We start from the raw sequence: 20,890 nt of genomic DNA, 5'->3' as shown, positions 1-20,890 counted from the left end.
TGATCCGGGGCGGGTGCTCTCTCAGGCCAGGCCGTGCTCGAAGGCGAAGAGGACCAGTTGCACGCGGTCGCGGAGTCCGAGCTTTCCCAGCACGCGACTGATGTGGGTCTTCACCGTGGCCTCGGAGAGGAACTCACGCTGGGCGATCTCGGCGTTGGAGAGGCCGCGGGCGGCGAGGGCGAAGATCTCCCGCTCCCGCTCGGTGAGCTCGGCGAAGGCCGGGGGCGTCGCGCGCAAGGGGGCGGAGAACTGGGCGAACAGCTCACGCGTGGCCGCGGCGGCGATGACCGCCGAGCCCGACTGCACCGTGCGGATGGCCGCGAGGAGGAACTCCGGATCGGCGTCCTTCAGGAGGAAGCCGCTCGCCCCCTGACGAATGGCTCGCGCGGCCGCCTCGTCGAGATCGAAGGTCGTGAGCATGACGATCCGCGGCGGCGCGCTCGCCAGCGTCGTATCGGACAGCAGCTCCGCGGTCGCAGCGAGGCCGTCCATCACCGGCATCCGGATGTCCATGAGCACGACGTCGGGGCGCGTCTGTCGGACGACCCGCACGCCTTCCGCCCCGTCGCCGGCTTCACCGACGACGGTCAGATCCGGCTGCGAATCGATGACCATGCGAATGCCGGCACGGAAGAGGGCCTGGTCGTCGACGAGGACGACACGGATCGGCGCGCTCACCGCGCCGCCTCCGGGACGTGCGAACCCGGAGGGTTCGGCCCGGGGAGGGGTCCCGGAGCGATCGGCTGCCCGACGATCGGCAGCGAGGCGGTCACGACGAAGACCTGCCCGCGGTGCGCCGCCTCGAGGTGCCCGCCGACGAGTTGTGCACGCTCACGCATGCCGATGAGCCCGTGCCCGCGCGCCTCGCCGTCTGCGCGGTCGCCGTGCGCGCCGGCAAGCGGCGACGGCGGATCGATGGGATTGCTCACGGTCAGCTCCACCCGTCCAGGGTGCCACGCCAGCCGCACGCTCACCTCGGAGCGTGCGCCGTGGCGCAGCGCATTGGTGAGCGCCTCCTGCAGGATGCGGAAGACGGCGAGCTGCACCGCCGACGGCACCTCGGCGGTCGGCACGGGGTCGATGTCGACCCGCAGTGCGACGCCCGCCGCGCGCACCTGCGCGTAGAGCTGTTCCAGGTCGGCGAGCGTCGGCTGTGGCCCTTCGGCCTGCGTGTGCCGCAGCTGCGTCAGCAGCATCCGGACGTCGGACAGTGCGGCGCGGGCCGTGGCCGAGATGGTGCCGAGCGTCGCTGCGGCAACGGCCGGGTCGGATGCCGCCGCGTAGCGCGCACCGTCGGCCTGAGCGATCACGACCGCAAGCGAGTGGGCGACGACGTCGTGCATGTCGCGGGCGATGCGGGTGCGCTCGGCCTCGGCGACCGCCGTCGCCTCGGCGAGTTCTTGCGCACGGCGGTTCTCGCGCGCACGCAGCGTGGTGCGCACCAGCGCGCCGGTCGTCCACGACAGCAGCAAAGCGAACGCGGCGGAGGCGAAGGTGGCGACGCTGGCGAACACGTACGTGCCGATGCCGTTCGGCGTGCCCGCTCCGAGCAGGAGCGGCACCACGATGATGTACACGGCGATCGCGACCGCGCCGACCAGCGATGAGGCGAGCCCGAGCCAGAACGTGCGTCGCGCCCCGTACGCGGCGGTGGTGTAGAGCACGCCGAAGATCACCACGTTGGCGGGCAGCGGCGGCAGCCCGCCGGCCATCTGCAGGATCGCGGCCGCCCAGCACACCGCCAGCGCCAGCTCCGGCGCGAGGCGGCGGATCGCGCCGGCGGCCGAGAAGACCACGGTGAGAACCAGCGCGACGGCGAGCGCCACGTGCGGCGGCAGCACGCCCGAGCTCACCGAGTCCCAGGGGACGAGGGTGGCCAGCACGGCGAACATCGCGAAGACGCCGGCGGCGACGATGTCGACCGTCAGCTGCGTGCGGGTGAGCGTGCGGAACACGCTTCGACGCTACGCGACGGCGCGTGTCGCGGCATCCATCGCGGGATGTATTGCAGTCGGCGGCGCCCGGCGGCGCTAGGACGCGCCGAGCGGGACGATCGGCCGGTGCTCGTAGAACGTCTGGAGGACGACGGTGGTGCGGGTGCGGACGGAGGCCGCGAGGCGGATGTCGCGCACGAGCTCTTCGAGTGCGCGCGGCGAAGCGACGCGGGCGAAGAGCATGTAGCTGGCGTCGCCGGCGATCGAGTGGCAGGCCTCGATGGCGTCGAGGTGCTCGAGCAGCTCCGGCGCGTTGTCGGGCTGGGCGGGATCGAGCGGGGTGATCTCGATGAACGCGGCCAGGGGGCGTCCGGCCGCATCGGCATCGACGAGGGCACGGTACCCGGTGATGACCTCGCGGGACTCGAGTCGCTTGAGCCGCGCCTGCACCGCCGAGACCGACAATCCGACGGCGGCGGACAGGTCAGCCAGGGTCATCCGCCCGTCGCGGGAGACCTCGGCAACGATTCGACGGTCGACATCATCTTCCACACATGGAAGAATATCCGATGCGAGCCGCTCAGGCCGTAAATATTCCTGTCAAACGATCGGAGGTGCCCACCATGTCCCTTCTCACGCCCGCGAAGTCCGTCATCGGAGAGCCCGAGGTCGTCGAAGACGACCGACCGATCACGCAGGTCGTCGAAGACGACCGACCGATCACCCGGCTCGTCGAAGACGACCGACCGATCACCCAGCAGCCGGCCTGGCTGGCCCTGAAGGACGCCGTCTCACGACTGCAGCCGCTCCAAGCACCCGACGGCTCGGTGGCGGACCCCGCCCACCGTGATCACGCCGCGGAACTGGTCGCCGTGGTCGCGGAGGCGATCGCGAGCCTCGCCCCGCTGTTCCCGCACGACGCCGATTATCTGTCGGCGTGCGTGATCGACCTGCACCGCTGGGCGGACTCCGGCTTCGGCGTGCCCGACTTCCTCGACTCCTTGGTGACCTTCCAGCCGCAGCGCGACCGCGTCGACGGCCTGCGCCATCTCGTCGTCTTTCCGATGTACACGCAGAACGGCTCCCGCGACCGGCGCCTGGAGGCGGTGCTCTGCGAAGTGATCTGGCCGGAGTTCATCGCCGAGGTGGAGCACACGTACACCAACGGCCTGTTCGTCTCCCTGCGCCTGCTGGATTTCACGTCCGGCTACGACACGAACTCCGCGGTGCTGTTCCCCGAGACGGTCGCCATGCGCGAGATCCCGGCGTTCACCTGGGGCGCGATCTTCCAGGACCGTGAAGCGGCGCGTTTCCGACGGGTGGTCGCCGCGGCATCCGAGATCACGAAGCTCGATGTGCCGGAGGGCGTTACGCGCCTGCTCGCCGACCAGGGCCTGACCGAGCAGACCTTCGTCATGTGGGACCTGATCCACGACCGCAGTCACATGCGCGGCGACCTGCCGTTCGACCCGTTCATGATCAAGCAGCGCATGCCGTACTTCCTGTACTCGCTCGAGGAGCTGCGCTGCGATCTGACCGCGTACCGGGAGTGCGTCGGCATCGCCGCACGGCTGAGCGCGCGGGCCGATCAGGGCGAAGATCTGACGGATGCCGAGCGGGAGATGCTCGATCACGCGCGACTCGTCCCGTACGCCGTGCTCTTCGACCGGATCTTCCGGTTCGCGATCACCGGGACGCGGGTACGCAACTACGACGGTCTCGGCGGGCAGCTGCTGTTCGCCTGGCTGCATCAGCGCGGCGTGCTGCACTGGACCGACACCGCTCTCGCCCTCGACTGGGACGAGGTGCCGGCGGCGGTCATCGCCCTCAGCGATGCGATCGACCGGCTGTACTGGGAGTCGATCGACCGACCGAAGGTCGCGCACTGGCTCGCCGCCTACGAGCTCGTGAGCAGCGTCGTGACCCCTCACCCGGCGTCGCTCTGGGCGCGCGGTCTGCCCGACGACGTGCTGGCCGGAGCCCCGAAGAGCTACACCGACGCCGTGCTGGACGACGAGTTCCCGCTGTCGATGTTCTTCGAGGCGCTCGACAAGAAGATGCAGAGCGTCATCTCCTCGACCACGGGCATCACGGGCCGCGATGGGTGACGGCGTGCGCGGGCGCTCGGTCATGATCGCCGGCGCCACGAGCGCGAGTGGCCACGCCGCCGCCCGCGCGCTCGTGGCGGCCGGGGCGAGCGTCATCGCGGTGGGGCGCCGCGACGACGCTCTCGCTCCCCTGCGCGACCTGGGCGCGCGCACGGCCGTGTGCGACCTCGCCGACGAGGCGGAGGTCGCGGCGTTCGCGGCGATGCTCGCGGCGGACGGCGTGCGTGTCGACGGGCTGCTGCACCTCGTCGGGGGGTGGCGCGGCGGCGGCGGGCTGCGCGGCCAGACCGAGGCCGACTACCGCGCGCTGGAGAGCGGGCTGAGCGCCCTGCGACACGTCACGCGCGCGTGGTGGGACGACCTGAACGCCTCCCCCGCCGCCCGGACGGCGATCGTGTCGTCCACGGCGGTCGCGCGTCCCCTGGCGGGCGGGGCCAACTACGCCGCCGTCAAGGCCGCGGAGGAGGCATGGGCCCGCGCGATGGCGCAGGGCTTCGCGAAGGACGCGCGCGATCGCGGGGTCGCGCAGACCGCGGCATCCGTCATCTTCCGCGTCCGGGCTCTCGCGGGCCTGGAGGAGGCGCTCGGATCGGCCTTCGTCGGGCTCTGGGATGCCGACGCGGCCGAGGTCAGCGACACGATCGTCGGCCTCGGCGCGCCGAACTAGATTGGATATCCGTGACCACCCTGCATGACACGACCGTCCGCGGCTTCGCCAGCGACAACTACTCGGGCGTCCACCCCGAGATCCTCGAAGCCATCGCCGCCGCCAATCACGGGCATCAGATCGCGTACGGCGAGGACGCCTACACGGCCCGGCTGCAGGAGGTGGTTCGCCACCACTTCGGCGACCACGCCGAGGCGTTCCCCGTCTTCAACGGGACGGGCGCGAACGTCGTCGGGCTGCAGTCGATGCTGCCGCGGTGGGGCGCAGTGATCGCGGCATCCACCGCGCACATCAATGTCGATGAGGGCGGCGCTCCCGAGCGCGTCGCGGGGATCAAGATCCTGAACGTCCCCACCGACGACGGCAAGCTGACTCCTGAGCTCGTCGACCGCGAAGCCTGGGGATGGGGCGACGAGCACCGCGCGCAGCCGCTCGTCGTCTCGATCACACAGTCGACCGAGCTCGGCACGCTGTACACGCCCGACGAGATCGCCGCCCTCGCCGACCATGCGCACGCCCGCGGTATGCGCCTGCACCTCGACGGCGCCCGCATCTCCAACGCGGCTGCGGCGCTTGACCTGCCGCTGCGGGCTTTCACGACCGATGTCGGCGTCGACGTGCTGAGCTTCGGTGGGACGAAGAACGGCGCGCTCGGCGGAGAGGCCGTCGTTGTCCTGAACCCGGATGCCGCGGAAGGACTTCTGTTCCTGCGCAAGCTCAACATGCAGCTGGCGTCGAAGATGCGCTTCATCTCCGCGCAGCTCGTGGCACTGCTCGAGGGCGACCTGTACCTGCGCAACGCGCGCCACGCCAACGCGATGGCCCAGCGGCTTCGTGCCGGCGTCGAGGCGGGCATCGCCGACGGGTCGATCACGGGGGTGTCGTTCAGCCAGCCGACGCAGGCCAACGGCGTGTTCGCGGTACTGCCCGACGGCGTCGCCGATGCCCTGCGCGAGAGCTTCCGTTTCTACGACTGGGGCCCCGCCGGCGGAGGCTCGACGGAGCGCGACGGCGATCCGTCGAGTGCCGGTGGGGAGGATGCGGCGAAGAACGAGGTCCGCTGGATGTGCTCGTTCGACACGTCCGAAGACGACGTCGACGCGTTCGTCGCCGCTCTCGCGCGCCTCACCTGACGCGCGCCGGCTCGACGCCGACCCGTCACCGGGTCAGGCGCCGGCGAGCCACGCCCGGTACGCGTCGAAGGAGTACGGCCGCCCCAGGAAAGCCTCGACGAGCGCGGTCGCGTCCCGGCTGCCGCCGGGCTCGAGGATCTCACGACGGCAGCGGGTCGCCGCCTCGGCATCCATGAGGTCGCCGCCGAAGCCCGAGATCAGGTCGCGCGCGATGACGAGGCTCCACTGGTACGTGTAGTAGCAGGCGCCGTACCCCGTGAGATGCCCGAATCCGGCGTACGAGTGCAGCCCGCGCAGCGGCTGCACGGGGCTCGTCGAGGCGTACCAGTGCTCGGTGGCCGCCTGCAGGTCTTCCGTACGGTCGACGTGCAGGTGGTACGACACGTTCGCGTGGCCGAGCTGGCGGCGCACCTCCAGGGCCCGCCCGAACCCGTCGGCGACGCGCATCTTGGCGACCAGATCGGCCGGGATCGGCTCGCCCGCGGCGTTCGCGGTGAACGAGGCGAGGACCTCGGCATCCCACGCCCACTCCTCCAGCAGCTGGCTGGGTGCCTCGACGAAGTCCCACTCCGTCGCGACACCCGAGAAGCGCACGAAGCGCTGCGCGCCGCCGAGGATGTCGTGCACGAGATGGCCGAACTCGTGGAAGAACGTGACGACTTCGTCGTGGGTCATCAGCCCGCGCGCGAAGTTGCACAGCAGCACCGCCTCGGGCAGCACACGCCCCGCGACGCCGGGGGCGAGGGGGAAGCAGGCGGCGTGGTTGTACTTGCCGTCACGCGGATGCAGGTCGAGGTGGATGCGTCCGAGCCGCTCGCCCGTGCGGACGACGTCGTACGAGCGCACGTCGTCGTGCCAGGTGGAGATCTCGACGGGCACGTACTCGACGTCGAGCAGGCGCGCGGTCGTACCGAGCACGCCCGGCAGCACCCGATCGAAGGAGAAGTACGAGCGCACGAGCTGAGCGTCGGCGTCGTGACGCTCACGGCGCAGCGCACTGAGAAGGTAGAAGAAGTCGGCGATCGTGACCTCGGTCGCCGCCGGGTCGTCCTGCTGCAGCCGTTCGAGCAGCACCGGGTACTCACGAGTGGCCGCGTCGGCCGATGCGTCGTCAAGACGCGCGAGGAACTCGGCGATCGCCGCACTGCCGCCGTCGACACGATCGGCGCCGATCATGCGCGTCTCGGTCTCGTAGTCGGCCCAGTCGCGGTAGCCGAGCAGCTGCGCACGTTCCGCGCGGACGGCCACCAGCTCGGCGAGGACAGTGTCGTTCACCGGCCACGCGAGGTCGTTGTAGGCCGCGACGAGCGCCGTGCGCGTCGCCCGGTCGGTCGCGTATTCCCGCACCGGCATGAGGTCGGTGTACTCAGTCGTGAGCACGATCATCCCGTCGTGGTCGACGGGGTACGCGTCGATGAAGTCCTGCGGCAGACCCGCCAGTGCCGCGGGGGCGACGCGGATCTCGCGCCGTCCGTCGCGGATGTTGCGTGAGAACTCCAGACTCAGCTCCGTGTCGCGGTCGGTGAGCACGCGCACACGCTCACGATCCGCCGCAGGAAGGGCGACGCCCCCGCGGTGGAAGTCGCGGCGCACCTGCGCGAGCAGCCGCGCCTGCTCGGCGTCGAGAGCGTCATCGGTGAGAGCCTCGAATACGGCGAACAGCTTCGCGTCGAGAAGGCGGGATGCCGAGAGCGCCTCGAGCGCCTGCACCTGCTCCTCCGCGATGCGGCGCACCTCGGCATCCGGGTGCGCCTCACTCAGCAGGTAGGCCTCGCACGTGGCCTGCCGGAGCGCCAGATCGGCGTCGTTCCACAGGTCCAGGCGCGTCGCGGCATCCGTCTCGTCCGCCGCATCGATGAGGCGGGCGTCGACATCGGCGACGAGAGCGACAGCGGCGGCGGGTCGTCCGGACGCGAACGCCACCCAGTCGTCGGCGTCGGTCGGGAAGACGAGAGGCTCGATCGAGGTCATGATCCGAGCCTACGTCGGGGCTGCGACCTCAACGATCGGCGATCACGCGGGCGTCTGATCGCCGTCGTTCTCGGCTCTGCGAATGCCCGGTAACGGTGTCGATGATCTTCTGGGCCTTGACGCTCGCGCGATCGAGGATCTCGCGTGAGCGCAACCGCGCGTCGGCCTCGTGCTGCTGAGCCTGCGCGCGCATGAGCTTGTCGAAGTCGTCGGCCTTCGCCGTGATGCGCTGCGCATGCTCCAGCGACGCGGCGACCTGCTCGTTGGCGTCCTGCGTGATGCGCACGGCGTCCTCCGCCTCCGCACGGAGCTGCTCCGTCTCACGCGAGACGAGCGAGCGCAGCGCTGCGGCTCCCTTCTCGGCTTCGGTGCGGATCGCAGCGGCCTCCTGCTCGGCCTGCGCGACCTTCTCGGCGGCGTGCGCCGCCTCGCGCTCGAGCTGGGCGGTGTGCGCCGTCAGCTCGGTGTCGATCGTCAGTCTCGCCTGTGCGGCATGCGTCGCCGCCTGGGCACGGAGGGTCTCGATGTCGGCCTGAGCCCCCGCCCGCTGCGCGGTGATCTCCTCGCGCGCAGCCTGCAGAAGACGCTCGGCCTGGACACTCGCGTTCTTGATGATGACGGATGCCTGGTCCTCCGCGACCCGCAGCACGTCCTCGAACCGCTCGCGTTCGTGGGAGGACTCCGCGGCAGAGCTCACGAACTCCGCCGACAGGGTCTGCACCTTGTCTTCCGCGTTGTCGGCCCGCGCGGACTGCACCGCGAGTTCACCCTCCAGCTGCGCGACGCGCGCCTCCAGTCGCGTGAGCTCCTCAGCGCGGTCCTGCGCCTCCTGCTGCGCCGCCTCGAGCAGACGGGCGAGCGCGTCGGCGTCGGCGCGACGGGCGTCGGCGTCGGCCGTCAGCGCGGCGAGGGCGGCATCCACGGCGGCGCGGTCGTAGCCGCGGAAGACGGTCGGGAACGTGGCGGCCTCCCCGTCGGATCGGGACTGCTGCGACCCCGACATGAGGTCATCGAAGGCGGTGTGGTCGGACTCGTAGCGGTCAGTCATGGCAGCACTCCGAAGCGGCGCCCGCCCCGGCGGGCACGGCGGCATGTCACCGACTCGGGCGCGCCGGCACGCGGATGACATCGGAGAAACCGATCGTCACCGTGTCGTCGTCAGCGACGCCCGAGCAGCAGATCGGTGAGGGTGGGCCGGAAGTGGCGGGCGACGTAGGTGACGGCTTCGTCGACGCCGAACGCCCGGGTCGAGTTGCCGACCCGCACCCACAGCTCGGTGCCGCCGCCCTGGGCGACGAAGACGGGCTCGGGTGCTCGCGGGCAGCGCACGGCGCAGACCGTGGCGCCGTCGATCTCGGCGAAGCGGATGCGCGGCATGGCGGCCGCGTTCTTTCCGAGGCTCGTCGCCAGCATGTCGCGCAGCCAAAGCTCGAAACGGTCGGCGTCGGGGGTGCGCAGGGTCGCGAAGTCGCGGTCCAGCCCGTGGACGCGACCCGCGTCGTCAACGCCGATGAGCAGTGTTCCGCCGGAGCTGTTGAGAAAGGCGGCGACGGTTTTGGCGACCACCTGCTCCATGCGGGCGTCCTTCTTGTCGTCGCGGACGTTCCAGCGCGCGGTCTCCTTGAACTCGACGCGGTCGCTCTCGCCCCTCTCCAGGAGCGCCGCGACGTCGATGGCGCCGTCACGTCGCGGCAGTGCGGCGATGCCCGCGACGAGGAACGACAGCCCGAGGCTGCTGCCGACCGCAAGCAGCAGCGCCGTCGGCATCCACAGTCTCAGCCCGACGAAGAACCAGCCCGCCAGGAAGAGCCCGAGGCTCACTCCCAGCAACGACACGATCGTCATGACCGACAGCGGCAGGGACAGCCGAGCGCCGAAGAGGCGACGCAGCACCCACGCGATCATGAAGGACAGCAGCAGCGCGAGCGGCAGCGCGCCGGCGACCTCGACGAGCATCTCACTGCGGGGCACGGTGATCACCTGGGTTCGAGAGTCGGTTCGGCGGCGGGGCGGTCAGCGCAGCGCGCCGACGCTGGCCAGAGCCAGACGGATGAGCGTCGAGCGCCCGCCCTCCATCTCGGCGGCCAGAGCGTCGGACGACGCCTCCTCCGGGGTCATCCACGTGACCTCCAGAGCATCCTGGCGCGGCTCGCACGTCCCGGTGACCGGGATGACGAACGCCAGCGACACCGCATGCTGACGGTCGTCGTGGAAGGCGCTGACCCCGGGCAGGGGGAAGTACTCGGCCACCGTGAACGGCACCGGCTGCGGCGGAAGCTGCGGGAACGCCATGGGCCCCAGGTCGTTCTCGAGGTGACGGAAGAGGGCATCACGGACCGTCTCGCCATAGCGCACCCGCCCCGACACGATCGACCGGGTGATCTCCCCCAGCGGCGTCGCCCTCAGCAGCACGCCGACCTGCGTCACCGCACCCACGCCGTCCGTGCGCACCGGCACCGCCTCGACGTAGAGGATCGGCAGCCGCCGACGGGCCTCGGCGAGCTCGACGTCGCTCAACCAGCCGGGGTTTCCGGCGCTTTCCGGAGCCGGCGAGCCGAACGTGCCGTCGCCGAGGGGGTGGCCGGGCCGTCCCCCGCCGCTGCCGAAGCCGCGCAGCGGGTCACGGGGGTTCCCGTCGTCGTCGCGTTCGTTCGGATCGGGGTCGGGGGTGCGAACGGCCATGCCTCCATGTATACCCGTACCGCCGCCGGTGGCGCGCCCGTGCCGTCGGCCGGGCGGCGACGCGAGTGTCGGCGCCCCCTGCGAGGATGGTGGTCATGAGCGCGATCGCGATCGACGACGAGGCCGTCCTCTGGTCGGAAGGCCCCGAGACGCGGGCGGGCAGACCCCTCCTGCTGCTGCTGCACGGATACGGCTCGGATGAGCGCGATCTTTTCGGGCTCGCTCCTTTCCTCCCCGACGCGTTCGTGCTGGCCGCGGTTCGTGCGCCGCTGGCGCCGCCCTTTCCCGCCCCCGGCTGGTCGTGGTATCCCATCGAGGGACTCGACGGCCGCTCGAGCGGAGCGGTGACGGCCGCCGCCGACGCCCTGATCGCGTGGATCGATCGGGCGACGGATGCCGAGACGATCGGCATCCTCGGCTTCTCTCAGGGCGCCGCGGTCGCTCTGCAGGCTCTGCGCCTGCAGCCCGAGCGTTTCGCCTTCGTCGTGAACCTCGCCGGCTACGCAGACCCGTCACCCCTTCCGGGCGACGAGGTGCTCGCCGAACGTCGCCCCCCGGTCTTCTGGGGCCGCGGCGCGCGCGACGAGGTGATTCCCCCCGCCGCGGTGGCCCATACGGTGCAGTGGTTGCCCGCACACGCGGAGCTGAGCGGCCGGGTCTACGCCGGGCTGACCCACAGCGTGTCGCAGGAGGAGCTCGACGACGTCCACGTCTTCCTCGACAAGCAGCTCGCCGCCGCGGGCTGACCCGGCTGTGGCCTTCGTCGTGGGGGGGCGTTAGGCTGTCGGCGTTCTTGTCCCGACCGTGAGGAAGACCGTCGAAGGGTTTCGACGCCGCGCTGTGATCCCGCGCTGAGCCGTCGACCCTCCGTCCCTCCTCGGACACCGGGTTCTCCGACGCGTCGGCGCATCTTTATCCGCGCCGGCCGTCGATCCCTCCCGTCGTCCGGGAACAGTGTCGTGCGCGCCTGCGCTCCGACACTGATCTCGTCAGTGTCATCGACACCGACAGGAGGCACCCATGCCCCACGCTTCTCCCGCGGTCGTGCTCGACCGCGTCACCTTCACCTGGCCCGACGGCACCGTCGCTCTCGACGACGTCTCCGGGGCCTTCGCCGCTGTGCGCACCGGACTCATCGGACGTAACGGCTCCGGCAAGTCCACGCTGCTCGGCCGCATCGCGGGCACCCGCGTCCCGGCATCCGGCACCGTCTTTCGCAGCGGCACCGTCGATGTGATGCCCCAGCGGCTCACCGCCGACACCCGCGTCGCGGCACTCTTGGGCGTCGATGCGGCGCTGGATGCCGTGCGGGCCATCTCGTCCGGCGACGTCGATCAGCGCCACTTCGACGCGGTCGGCGACGACTGGGACATCGAGGCACGCGCCACGGCTGCGCTCGCCGAAGCGGGCCTTCCCGAGGACGCTCTCGACCGACGGGTGGGCGCCCTCTCCGGTGGCGAGGCCGTCCTCGCCGCCCTCGTCGGCGTGAGACTGCGCGGAGCCCCGATCGCACTTCTGGACGAGCCGACCAACAACCTCGACCGTGACGCGCGGGCGCGCGTGCACGATCTGGTGCGCAGCTGGCGCGGCACGCTCGTCGTCGTCAGCCACGACACGGCGCTGCTGGAGCTGATGGACGAGACCGCCGAGCTGTACGCGAGCTCGCTGTCGACGTTCGGCGGCGCGTACTCGGCGTGGCGCGCCGCTCACGAGGAACAGCAGGCGGCAGCCCGCCAGGCCGAGGCGGCGGCGCGACAACAGGTGCGGCGCGAGAAGCGCGACCGCATCCACCAGGAACAGGTGCTGGCCACACGCGCTGCGATCGGCCGTAAGTCGGCCGCTGATCGGCGCGCACCGAAGATCGTCCTCGGCGAGAAGAAGCGTGCCGCCCAGGCGTCGGCGGGGCGGCTACGCGTCGAGGCGCGCGACAAGGAGGCGGAGGCGCGCGCGGTGCTCGACGCCACCGAACGCCGCGTCCGCGACGACGAGCCGGTGCACATCGAGCTGCCCGACCCCGATGTCGCGGCCGGTCGACGGATCGCGACGATCGGCGACCGCGAGCGCTCGTGGACGGTCCAGGGGCCGGAGCGGGTCGCGCTGATCGGTCCGAACGGCGCGGGCAAGACGACCCTCCTGGAGCGGCTGGTCGCGGGTGGCACGGGGACTCCTGCGGGCGGCTTGGCGGTCGATGGCGTGCACAACTCCGCCTCAACCGCTGCAGGTGGCCCTGATGGCCCGCTCAGGCGGAGTTGCGCAGACGCAACAGCCCACACCGACCGCATCGGATACCTGTCGCAGCGCATCGACCTCCTCGACGAGCAGGCGACGCCCCTGGAGAACCTGCGCCGCGCCGCACCCGGGGTCGGCGACGTCGAGCTGCGCAACCGACTCGCGCGCTTTCTGCTCCGCGGCGACACGGTGCTGCGGCCCGTGTCGGCGCTGTCGGGCGGCGAGCGCTTCCGGCTGGCCCTGGCCTGCCTGGTGATGGCCGACCCGCCGCCGCAGCTGCTGGTGCTCGACGAGCCGACGAACAACCTCGATCTCGACACGGTCGACCAGCTCGTCGCCGCGCTGGCCGCGTTCCGCGGCGCCGTCGTGCTCGTCAGCCACGACGACGGCTTCCTCGAGCGGATCCGTCCCCACCTCGTGCTGGAGCTGCGCGAGGGGGTGCTGACCGAGATGCGGTTCGAGTGAGCGCGGATGCCGCGGGTCGCGGCATCCGGTCGGGGTCGACCGGCGCGAGCGCCGCGGCACGGGTCGGCTCATCCGTTCCGTATTCAGTCCGCGCGAACGCGACGGCGGCGCGCGGACCCGGGTTCTCCAGACTCCGGCGCGGGTCCGGGGGCGCAGAGACTGAGGACGGAACAGGGCGAGCGTGGGACGGCGCGGCGCGCGCCGCAGCCGCGGCGTCCGGGGGCGCCCGTGCACGCCCGTGTCCGCCCGGCGCAAGCATCCGCCCGAGTGTCGGCGGTCCGCGGGATGATGGAGCGATGGCCGATGTGCTGGAGCGGTTCGGTCCTGCGACCCAGGACTGGTTCCGTGGCGCCTTCGCCCAGCCCACGAGCGCTCAGGCGGGGGCATGGGACGCGATCACCGCGGGCAAGCACGCCCTCGTGGTCGCCCCCACCGGCTCGGGCAAGACCCTGTCGGCGTTCCTGTGGGCGATCGACCGCGTCTTCCGCGAGAAGGCCCCGGCCGCAGCGGCGGACGATGCCGATGCGCGCAAGAAGAGGGCGGCGAAGAAGAAGACGGATGCCGCGGGCACGCACATCCTCTATATCTCTCCGCTCAAGGCTCTCGGTGTCGACGTCGAACGGAACCTCCGGTCGCCGCTGGTGGGAATCGGGCAGGCCGCGCGACGTCTCGGCATCCCCCTTCCCGAGGTCACCGTCGGCGTGCGCTCCGGCGATACGCCGGCCGCCGATCGCCGCAAGCTCATCGCCGACCCGCCCGACATCCTCATCACGACGCCCGAGTCGCTCTACCTGATGCTCACGTCGCAGGCGGCCGAGACCCTGCGCGACGTCCACACGGTGATCGTCGACGAAGTGCACGCGGTCGCGGCGACCAAGCGCGGCGCGCACCTCGCGGTCAGCCTGGAACGGCTCGACGACCTGCGTCGCGACGACGATCTCGATCGCCCTGCCGCACAGCGCGTCGGGTTGTCGGCGACGGTGCGCCCGATCGACGAGGTCGCGCGCTTTCTCGGCGGCTCCGCGCCGGTCGAGATCGTCGCCCCGCGTGCGACGAAGGCGTTCGATCTGCGCGTCGTCGTGCCGATGGCCGACATGCTCAACCCGCCCCCGCCACCCGAGCGGGCCGACCCCAAGACGAGCGCGGAGACGGATGCCGAGGGCGACGGGGACTGGTTCACTCCGTCACAGCCGTCCGAGATCACCGGATCGGTCTGGCCGCACGTGGAGGAGGCCATCGTCGACCGCGTGCTCGCACACCGCTCGACGATCGTGTTCGCGAACTCGCGACGTCTCGCCGAGCGTCTCACGGGCCGCCTCAACGAGATCTACGCCGAACGGCTCGGTCTCGACCTTCCCGAGCAGACCGTTCCCGCCGCCACGATGGCCCAGGCAGGAGCGAGTGCCGGCGCCCCACCGGAGCTGGCAAAGGCCCACCACGGCTCGGTCTCGAAGGAGCAGCGTGCCCAGGTCGAAGACGAGCTGAAGCGCGGCATCCTGCGCTGCGTCGTCGCGACGAGCTCGCTGGAGCTCGGCATCGACATGGGCGAGGTCGATCTGGTGATCCAGGTCGAGGCGCCGCCGTCCGCCGCCTCGGGCCTCCAGCGCGTCGGACGCGCGGGCCATCAGGTGGGCGAAGTGAGCCGCGCCGCCCTCTTCCCCAAGCATCGCGGCGATGTGCTGCACACCGCCGTCGTGACGGAGCGGATGCTGGCGGGCCAGATCGAGGCGATCAGCGTTCCGCAGAACCCGCTCGACATCCTCGCGCAGCAGACGATCGCCGCGTGCGCGGTGGGGCCGGTCGACGTCGAGGGGTGGTTCGAGACGGTGCGGCGCTCGGCACCGTTTCGCACGCTGCCCCGCTCGGCCTACGAAGCGACGCTCGACCTGCTCGCGGGCAAGTATCCCTCCGACGAGTTCGCCGAGCTGCGTCCCCGCGTCGTCTGGGACCGCGATCACGGCACGCTCACGGCGCGCCCCGGTGCGCAGCGCGTGGCGGTCACGAGCGGCGGCACGATCCCCGATCGTGGCCTGTTCGGCGTCTTCGTCGCCGGCGAGACGCGCAACGCCCGCGTTGGCGAGCTCGATGAGGAGATGGTCTACGAGTCGCGCGTGAACGATGTGTTCACCCTGGGCACCACGAGCTGGCGCATCGTCGAGATCACCCACGATCGCGTCAACGTCCTGCCCGCGTTCGGTCAGCCGGGAAAGCTGCCGTTCTGGCACGGCGACGGGCTCGGCCGCCCCGCCGAGCTGGGCGAGGCCCTCGGCCGGTTCTCGCGCGAGGTGGCGGCGGCGGATGCCGAGAAAGCGACCGCACGCCTGCGCGAATCGGGGCTCGACGACAATGCGATCGGCAACCTGCTGGCCTACCTCGACGAGCAGAAGGAGGCGACCGGCAGCCTTCCGACCGACCGCACCCTCACGGTCGAACGCTCGCGCGACGAGGTCGGCGACTGGCGGATCATCCTGCATTCCCCGTACGGCATGCACGTGCACGCGCCGTGGGCCTTGGCCGTCAACGCGCGCATCCGCGAGCGCCTGGGTGTCGAGGGCTCGGCCGTCGCGAGCGACGACGGCATCATCGCGCGGGTACCGGATGCCGAGAGCGAACCGCCCGGAGCGGAACTGTTCGTCTTCGAACCGGACGAGCTCGAACAACTCGTCACCGACGAGGTCGGCGGCTCGGCGCTGTTCGCCTCCCGCTTCCGCGAGTGCGCGGCACGCGCCCTGCTGCTGCCCCGCCTCAACCCCAACAAGCGCTCGCCGCTGTGGCAGCAGCGTCAGAAGTCGGCCCAGCTGCTGGAGGTGGCGAAGAACCACCCCACGTTCCCGATCATCCTCGAGACGCTCCGCGAAGTGCTCCAGGACGTCTACGACCTCCCGGCGCTGCTGCGCATCGCCCGCTCCATCGGCGACCGCCGCATCCGTCTGGTCGAGACCACCACGAGCACCCCCTCGCCGTTCGCCCGCGACCTGCTGTTCGGCTACGTCGGCGCCTTCATGTACGAGGGTGACTCGCCCCTCGCCGAGCGGCGCGCGGCGGCACTGTCGGTCGACCCCGCCCTGCTGGGCGAGCTGCTCGGCAAGGTCGAGATGCGCGAGCTGCTCGACCCCGCCGTCATCGCGCAGTTCGAGCGCGAGGCCCAGCGGCTCGACCCGTCGCGGCGCGTCCGCGGGCTGGAGGGCGTCGCCGATCTGCTGCGCCTTCTCGGACCGCTCGACGCCGCCGAGGTCGCGGCGCGACTGGCGGAGACGGCCACGCCGACGCAGGATGCGTCTGCCGGCGCCCCGCACACCACCACCGCGACCGCACCAGCACCTCCCCCGTCGGATGCCGAGACCGACGCGGCCGCACACGCGGCGGCATCCGCTTTCCTCGACCAGCTCGTCGCCGCGCGCCGCGCGATCCGCGTGAGTGTCGGCGGCGTGGAGCGAGTCGCGGCCATCGAGGACGCCGGCCGGCTCCGCGACGCTCTGGGAGCCGCGCTGCCCGTCGGCATCCCGCTGGCCTTCCTCGAACCCGTCGTCGACCCGCTCGCCGACCTGATCGCGCGCCACGCGCGCACGCACGGCCCGTTCCGCACGGCCGATGTCGCCCGGCGGCTGGGCATCGGCGCCGCCGTGGCCCGCCAGACGCTGCAACGCCTGGAGTCGCAGGGGCGCGTGGCGAGCGGCTTCTTCCTGCCCGAGGGGGCGGCCCCGCGATCGGTTCCCGGTGACGAGGGCGGCGCCCGCACCGGCGTCGACGACCTGGAATGGTGCGACAGCGAGGTGCTGCGACGCCTGCGCCTGCGCTCCCTCGCCGCGATCCGCGGCACCGTCGAACCGGTGGCGCCGGCCTCCTACGCGCGCTTCCTCCCGGCATGGCAGCACATCGCCGGGGCGGCCGGCGGACGTCCACTCGAAGGCGTCGACGGTGTGCTCGCCGTCATCGAGCAGCTCGCGGGCGTGCCCCTTCCGGCGAGCGCCTGGGAGTCGCTGATCCTGCCTCTGCGGGTGAGCGACTACACACCGGCGATGCTCGACGAGCTCACCTCGACCGGCGACGTCGTCTGGTCGGGCCACGGCTCGCTGCCGGGCCGCGACGGTTGGATCGCCCTCCACCCGGCCGACACCGTGACCCTCACCCTCATCCCGGCCGAAGACCCGGAGGAGCCCTCCGCGGCGGAGCAGCGCATCATCGACGCGCTCCGCGCCGGTGGCGCGTTCTTCGCCGGTCAGCTGGCGGCGATGACGCAGGCGACGAGCGAACAGGCCGTCGTCGACGCGCTCTGGAACCTCGCCTGGACCGGACGGGTGACCAACGACACGTTCGCGCCCGTCCGCGGGCTCCTCGCCGGGGGCTCGCAAGCCCATCGCACGACACGACGCGCGCCCCGCGCCCGGATGTTCCGCGGCACCTCCATCCCGACGACCCTGACGGCCGCGCGCGCCGCCGCACCGCGCGCTCCGATGGCCGGGGGACGCTGGTCGCTGCTGCCCGAGCCGTCCGCCGACGGCGCACTGCGCGCGACGGCCTCGGCGAGCCTTCTCCTGGAGCGCTACGGCGTCGTCACGCGCGGCAGTGTGCAGGCCGAGGGCGTCCCGGGCGGGTTCGCGCAGGCGTACCGTGTGCTCGCCGGATTCGAGGATGCCGGGCACTGTCGCCGCGGCTACTTCATCGAGAAGCTCGGGGCCGCACAGTTCGCGGCATCCGCCACCGTCGACCGCCTCCGCGAGTACGCTGCTCTCGCCGACCCGCCCCCGCGTCGCGCCGTGACACTCGCGGCCACCGATCCGGCCAACCCGTACGGCGCCGCGCTCGCCTGGCCGGCGCTCGAGGGCGTCGCGCATCGTCCGGGACGCAAAGCCGGCGGACTGGTCACGCTCGTCGACGGTGAGCTGGTGTTCTACCTCGAACGCGGCGGCCGATCGGCGCTCGTGTTCGACGACGACGACGAGGTCCTGGCCGCCGCGGCCGCGAGCCTCGTCACGACGGCGCGCACCCATCGCCTCGACACGCTCACGGTCGAGCAGGTGTCCGGAGCCTTCGTGTACGGCACCGCGGCGGGGCGCGCCCTGCAGGCCGCAGGGTTCGTCGAGTCCAGCCGCGGCCTCACTCTGCGGCGTCAGCGATGAGCCGCCTCACCGCGTGCCCGCCGGGAGCCGGTCGTGCCCGAGGGTGACACCGTCTTCCGCACGGCGCGGCGGCTGCACGAAGCGATCGCCGGCGCCGAGGTCGCACGCTTCGAGCTGCGCGTGCCGCGGTATGCGACGGCCGACCTCACCGGCGAGGTCGTGCACGAGGTCATCCCGCGCGGGAAACACCTCTTCATGCGCATCGGCTCCTTCACGCTGCACTCGCACCTGAAGATGGAGGGGCGCTGGCTGGTGTTCGGCCGCGGCGAGCGGTGGCGGGCCCCGGCGTACCAGGCGCGCGCGATCGTCGGCACCGCGGCGGTGGATGCCGTGGGCTTCGAGATCGCGATGGTCGACCTCGTTCCCACCGCCGACGAAGACGAGCTGGTCGGCCACCTCGGCCCCGACCTGCTCGGCCCGGATTGGGATGCCGAGGAGGCCGCGCGGCGCATCCTCGCCGATGACCGGGCCGTCCACGTCGCGATCCTCGATCAGCGCAACCTCGCGGGCCTGGGCAACGAGTACGCCAACGAGCTGCTGTTCGTCCGCGGCATCCTTCCGACCACGCCCGCCGCCGCCGTCGATGCGGCCGGTCTCGTCGAGACGGCCTCGCGCATGATCCGGGCGAACCGCGACCGCGCGTCGCGCACGTTCACCGGCGACACGCGTCCCGGTCGGCAGAACTGGGTGTACCGCCGCGCGCGCAAGCCGTGTCTGCGCTGCGGCACGCCGATCCGCCGCACCGAGCTCGGCGCCACCGAGACCAGCGAGCGCATCGTGTTCTGGTGCCCGCTCTGCCAGACCTGACCGTGCCCTCCCGCCCCGCCACGACGGCGGAGCCGCCGTAACAGATGCGGATCGTCGCAACAGAATCGGATGCCGCGGCATCCTTCGGTCCGCATCCGTTGCCGATCCCCGCATCCGGTGCGGGCCGGACCGCCGCGCCGGCGCCGCCGCGCCCGCAGCGCCGCGCCTCAGCGGCCGAGGTAGCGGCCGGGGCGGTGGTTGAGGGCGAGAACGAGGTTGAGGAGGATCGCACCGACGGCGCTCATCACCACGTTCGGCCAGGGCACCACCAGCAGCGCCAGCGCGACGATCAGCACATCGAAGATCATCATCGTCCAGCCCGCGCGGAAGCCGGTGCGGTCCTGGATCTCGAGGCCGACGATGTTGATGCCGCCGACACTGCCGCGGTGCCGGAAGAGGATGAGCACCCCGACACCGGCGAGCAGGTTCCCCGCGAGAGTGCCGTACAGCGGCTCGAGACCGCTGATCGGGAAGAGCGCGTCGTGCAGCGGGGCGAGCCCGGAGACCAGCGCGATGCAGACGACCGTGCGGATCGTGAAGTCCCACCCGCGCCGCCATACGGCCAGCAGCGCGAACGGCACGTTGACGGCGGCGAACAGCACCCAGAACGGCCAGCCGGTGGCGTACCCCAGCAGCAGCGAGAGCCCGGCGGTGCCGCCGGTGACAGCCCCCGCCGCATGCAGCAGGTGCAGGCCCACGGACACGAGGAACGTTCCTGTGAGGATGCCGAGAATGTCCTCCGCGACCGAGTGATCTTGGGTCTTGGCTTCGAAGACAAGAGTGGGACCGGTCGTCGGGTCGGCCTCCGCAGGTGTGGTCACAGCATCCATCTTCGCAAGCCACACGCGACCCGGCGTCACGGGACCGACCGTGGGAATGATCCGGCGGTCACCACCGTTGCGGATACCAGGAGGGATTCGTGGGTAAGAACTACATCGACATCGAAGACGAGCGCGGACAGACGCTGCGTTATCGCAAGCACGTCAACGGCCGCGGTCTGATCGCCAACGGCGCGAAGGTGCACGCCTCGGCCCTGGTCGAAGCGGGCGCGTATGTCGAACCGGGCGCGCAGATCGCTGCGGGCGCTCACATCGGCCGCGGCGCATGGATCGAACCGGATGCCGTCATCGGCCCGGACGTCGAGATCGCCCCGCACGCGCACATCGGATCGGGCGCGGCGATCGGCCCTCGCGCCAAGATCGGCGTTCGTACCGTGGTCGGAGCTCACGCACGCGTGGCGGGCGGATCGCTCATCGGCGACGACGAGCAGATCGCCGACGGCGAGCGCGTCGCGACCGACCGTCGGGGCCTTCGCCTCGCCGCCTGAGCCGCGGCGCCGGCGGCGGGATACGCTGGCCTGCATGGCCGCACGCGGAGCAGGAGGAGCAGGCGGGCGTGGCGGCAAGCCCGCGCGCCCCTCGGCATCCTCTCGCCGTGCTCCTCAGAAGAGCGGGACGAAGAAGGGCGTTGCCCGCACGGGTGCGGCACCCAAGCGCGCGAGCCCGAAGCCGGAAACACCGACGGTGGCCGACGCTACGCGCGGCCCGTTCCGCCTCGGCGCTGTCGAGGGCGCCACTCCCGGCAAGTGGATCGGCACCTGGCGTGAGCGGATGCCGCACGTGGCCCTCGAGCTCGTGCCGCTGACCGTCGCCGACCAACGGCAGGCGCTGGCGACGGCATCCGTCGACGCGGCACTCGTGCGACTGCCGCTAGATGTACTTCCCCGGGAGGTTGTGAACGGGTGAGGTAGGCGAAGACCTCCGGGCAGGATGTG

At 71.7% G+C, this 20,890-nt stretch carries 17 protein-coding genes; 9 read left to right on the top strand and 8 right to left on the bottom strand.

The genetic code is table 11. From position 1 onward, the window contains the following. Positions 1 to 21 precede the first annotated feature (21 nt). From AS96_RS00710 to AS96_RS00700, 3 genes are all read right to left on the bottom strand, one after another. Positions 22 to 678, bottom strand: a complete 657-nt coding sequence (locus AS96_RS00710) for a response regulator (RefSeq protein ID WP_036284560.1) — start codon at positions 676 to 678, stop codon at positions 22 to 24. Beyond that, entirely contained in the window at positions 675 to 1,955 is a 1,281-nt protein-coding gene (locus tag AS96_RS00705) for a sensor histidine kinase (RefSeq protein WP_036284557.1), read from the bottom strand. Before AS96_RS00705 ends, AS96_RS00710 begins: the two co-directional genes overlap by 4 nt. A 75-nt stretch (positions 1,956 to 2,030) precedes the next feature. After that, the gene (locus tag AS96_RS00700) at positions 2,031 to 2,486 is read right to left on the bottom strand and encodes an Lrp/AsnC family transcriptional regulator (RefSeq protein ID WP_081767941.1); all 456 of its coding nucleotides are present in this window, start codon (positions 2,484 to 2,486) and stop codon (positions 2,031 to 2,033) included. Between the two features lie 71 nt (positions 2,487 to 2,557). Between AS96_RS00700 and AS96_RS00695 the strand changes: the two genes are divergently transcribed. From AS96_RS00695 to AS96_RS00685, 3 genes are read left to right on the top strand one after another with little or no spacing between them, the layout of a single operon-like run. Then, positions 2,558 to 4,042, top strand: a complete 1,485-nt coding sequence (locus AS96_RS00695) for a DUF6421 family protein (RefSeq protein WP_036284554.1) — start codon at positions 2,558 to 2,560, stop codon at positions 4,040 to 4,042. Then, positions 4,035 to 4,709: an SDR family NAD(P)-dependent oxidoreductase gene (locus AS96_RS00690; protein ID WP_036284551.1), complete on the top strand. Its 675-nt coding sequence runs from the start codon at positions 4,035 to 4,037 to the stop codon at positions 4,707 to 4,709. The genes AS96_RS00695 and AS96_RS00690 overlap by 8 nt, the downstream gene beginning before the upstream one ends. A gap of 11 nt (positions 4,710 to 4,720) precedes the next feature. Then, entirely contained in the window at positions 4,721 to 5,842 is a 1,122-nt protein-coding gene (locus tag AS96_RS00685; RefSeq protein WP_036284549.1) for a threonine aldolase family protein, read from the top strand. 33 nt (positions 5,843 to 5,875) lie between these two features. Here the strand turns inward: AS96_RS00685 and AS96_RS00680 are convergent, their stop codons facing one another. From AS96_RS00680 to AS96_RS00665, 4 genes are all read right to left on the bottom strand, one after another. Further along, on the bottom strand, positions 5,876 to 7,813 hold the full coding sequence (locus AS96_RS00680) for a M3 family metallopeptidase (protein WP_036284546.1): 1,938 nt from the start codon (positions 7,811 to 7,813) through the stop codon (positions 5,876 to 5,878). A 28-nt stretch (positions 7,814 to 7,841) separates the two neighbouring features. Further along, positions 7,842 to 8,861, bottom strand: a complete 1,020-nt coding sequence (locus AS96_RS00675; protein WP_231477027.1) for a DivIVA domain-containing protein — start codon at positions 8,859 to 8,861, stop codon at positions 7,842 to 7,844. Between the two features lie 110 nt (positions 8,862 to 8,971). Continuing rightward, complete coding sequence (locus tag AS96_RS00670) at positions 8,972 to 9,784, bottom strand: AlbA family DNA-binding domain-containing protein (RefSeq protein WP_231477026.1); 813 nt, start codon at positions 9,782 to 9,784, stop codon at positions 8,972 to 8,974. A 42-nt stretch (positions 9,785 to 9,826) separates the two neighbouring features. Next, positions 9,827 to 10,495, bottom strand: a complete 669-nt coding sequence (locus AS96_RS00665) for an NUDIX hydrolase family protein (protein WP_036284543.1) — start codon at positions 10,493 to 10,495, stop codon at positions 9,827 to 9,829. A gap of 95 nt (positions 10,496 to 10,590) precedes the next feature. Here AS96_RS00665 and AS96_RS00660 point away from each other — a divergent pair, with 95 nt between their 5' ends. From AS96_RS00660 to AS96_RS00645, 4 genes are all read left to right on the top strand, one after another. Continuing rightward, a complete protein-coding gene (locus tag AS96_RS00660; protein WP_036284540.1) occupies positions 10,591 to 11,241 on the top strand; it encodes an alpha/beta hydrolase in 651 nt (216 codons plus the stop codon). Between the two features lie 274 nt (positions 11,242 to 11,515). After that, entirely contained in the window at positions 11,516 to 13,189 is a 1,674-nt protein-coding gene (locus tag AS96_RS00655; RefSeq protein WP_036284537.1) for an ABC-F family ATP-binding cassette domain-containing protein, read from the top strand. A gap of 296 nt (positions 13,190 to 13,485) precedes the next feature. Continuing rightward, positions 13,486 to 18,309: an Lhr family ATP-dependent helicase gene (locus AS96_RS00650; RefSeq protein WP_036284535.1), complete on the top strand. Its 4,824-nt coding sequence runs from the start codon at positions 13,486 to 13,488 to the stop codon at positions 18,307 to 18,309. Positions 18,310 to 18,342: 33 nt separating this feature from the next. After that, positions 18,343 to 19,116, top strand: coding sequence for a DNA-formamidopyrimidine glycosylase family protein (locus AS96_RS00645; RefSeq protein WP_036284532.1), 774 nt, complete (start codon positions 18,343 to 18,345; stop codon positions 19,114 to 19,116). 167 nt (positions 19,117 to 19,283) lie between these two features. Here AS96_RS00645 and AS96_RS00640 read toward each other — a convergent pair whose 3' ends face one another. Then, positions 19,284 to 19,946, bottom strand: coding sequence for a YitT family protein (locus AS96_RS00640; protein ID WP_036284529.1), 663 nt, complete (start codon positions 19,944 to 19,946; stop codon positions 19,284 to 19,286). A gap of 89 nt (positions 19,947 to 20,035) precedes the next feature. Here AS96_RS00640 and AS96_RS15880 point away from each other — a divergent pair, with 89 nt between their 5' ends. Continuing rightward, positions 20,036 to 20,443 carry a UDP-3-O-(3-hydroxymyristoyl)glucosamine N-acyltransferase gene (locus tag AS96_RS15880; RefSeq protein WP_005050582.1) on the top strand — a complete coding sequence of 136 codons (408 nt, stop codon included), beginning with the start codon at positions 20,036 to 20,038 and terminating at the stop codon, positions 20,441 to 20,443. A 34-nt stretch (positions 20,444 to 20,477) separates the two neighbouring features. Next, positions 20,478 to 20,861: a hypothetical protein gene (locus AS96_RS15565; RefSeq protein ID WP_231477025.1), complete on the top strand. Its 384-nt coding sequence runs from the start codon at positions 20,478 to 20,480 to the stop codon at positions 20,859 to 20,861. Positions 20,862 to 20,890 lie beyond the last annotated feature (29 nt).

Source organism: Microbacterium sp. MRS-1 (genome assembly GCF_000585455.1).
GTDB lineage: Bacteria > Actinomycetota > Actinomycetes > Actinomycetales > Microbacteriaceae > Microbacterium > Microbacterium laevaniformans.
The sequence above is the reverse complement of the archived record's forward strand: the minus strand, read 5'-3'. Positions and strand labels throughout refer to the sequence as shown.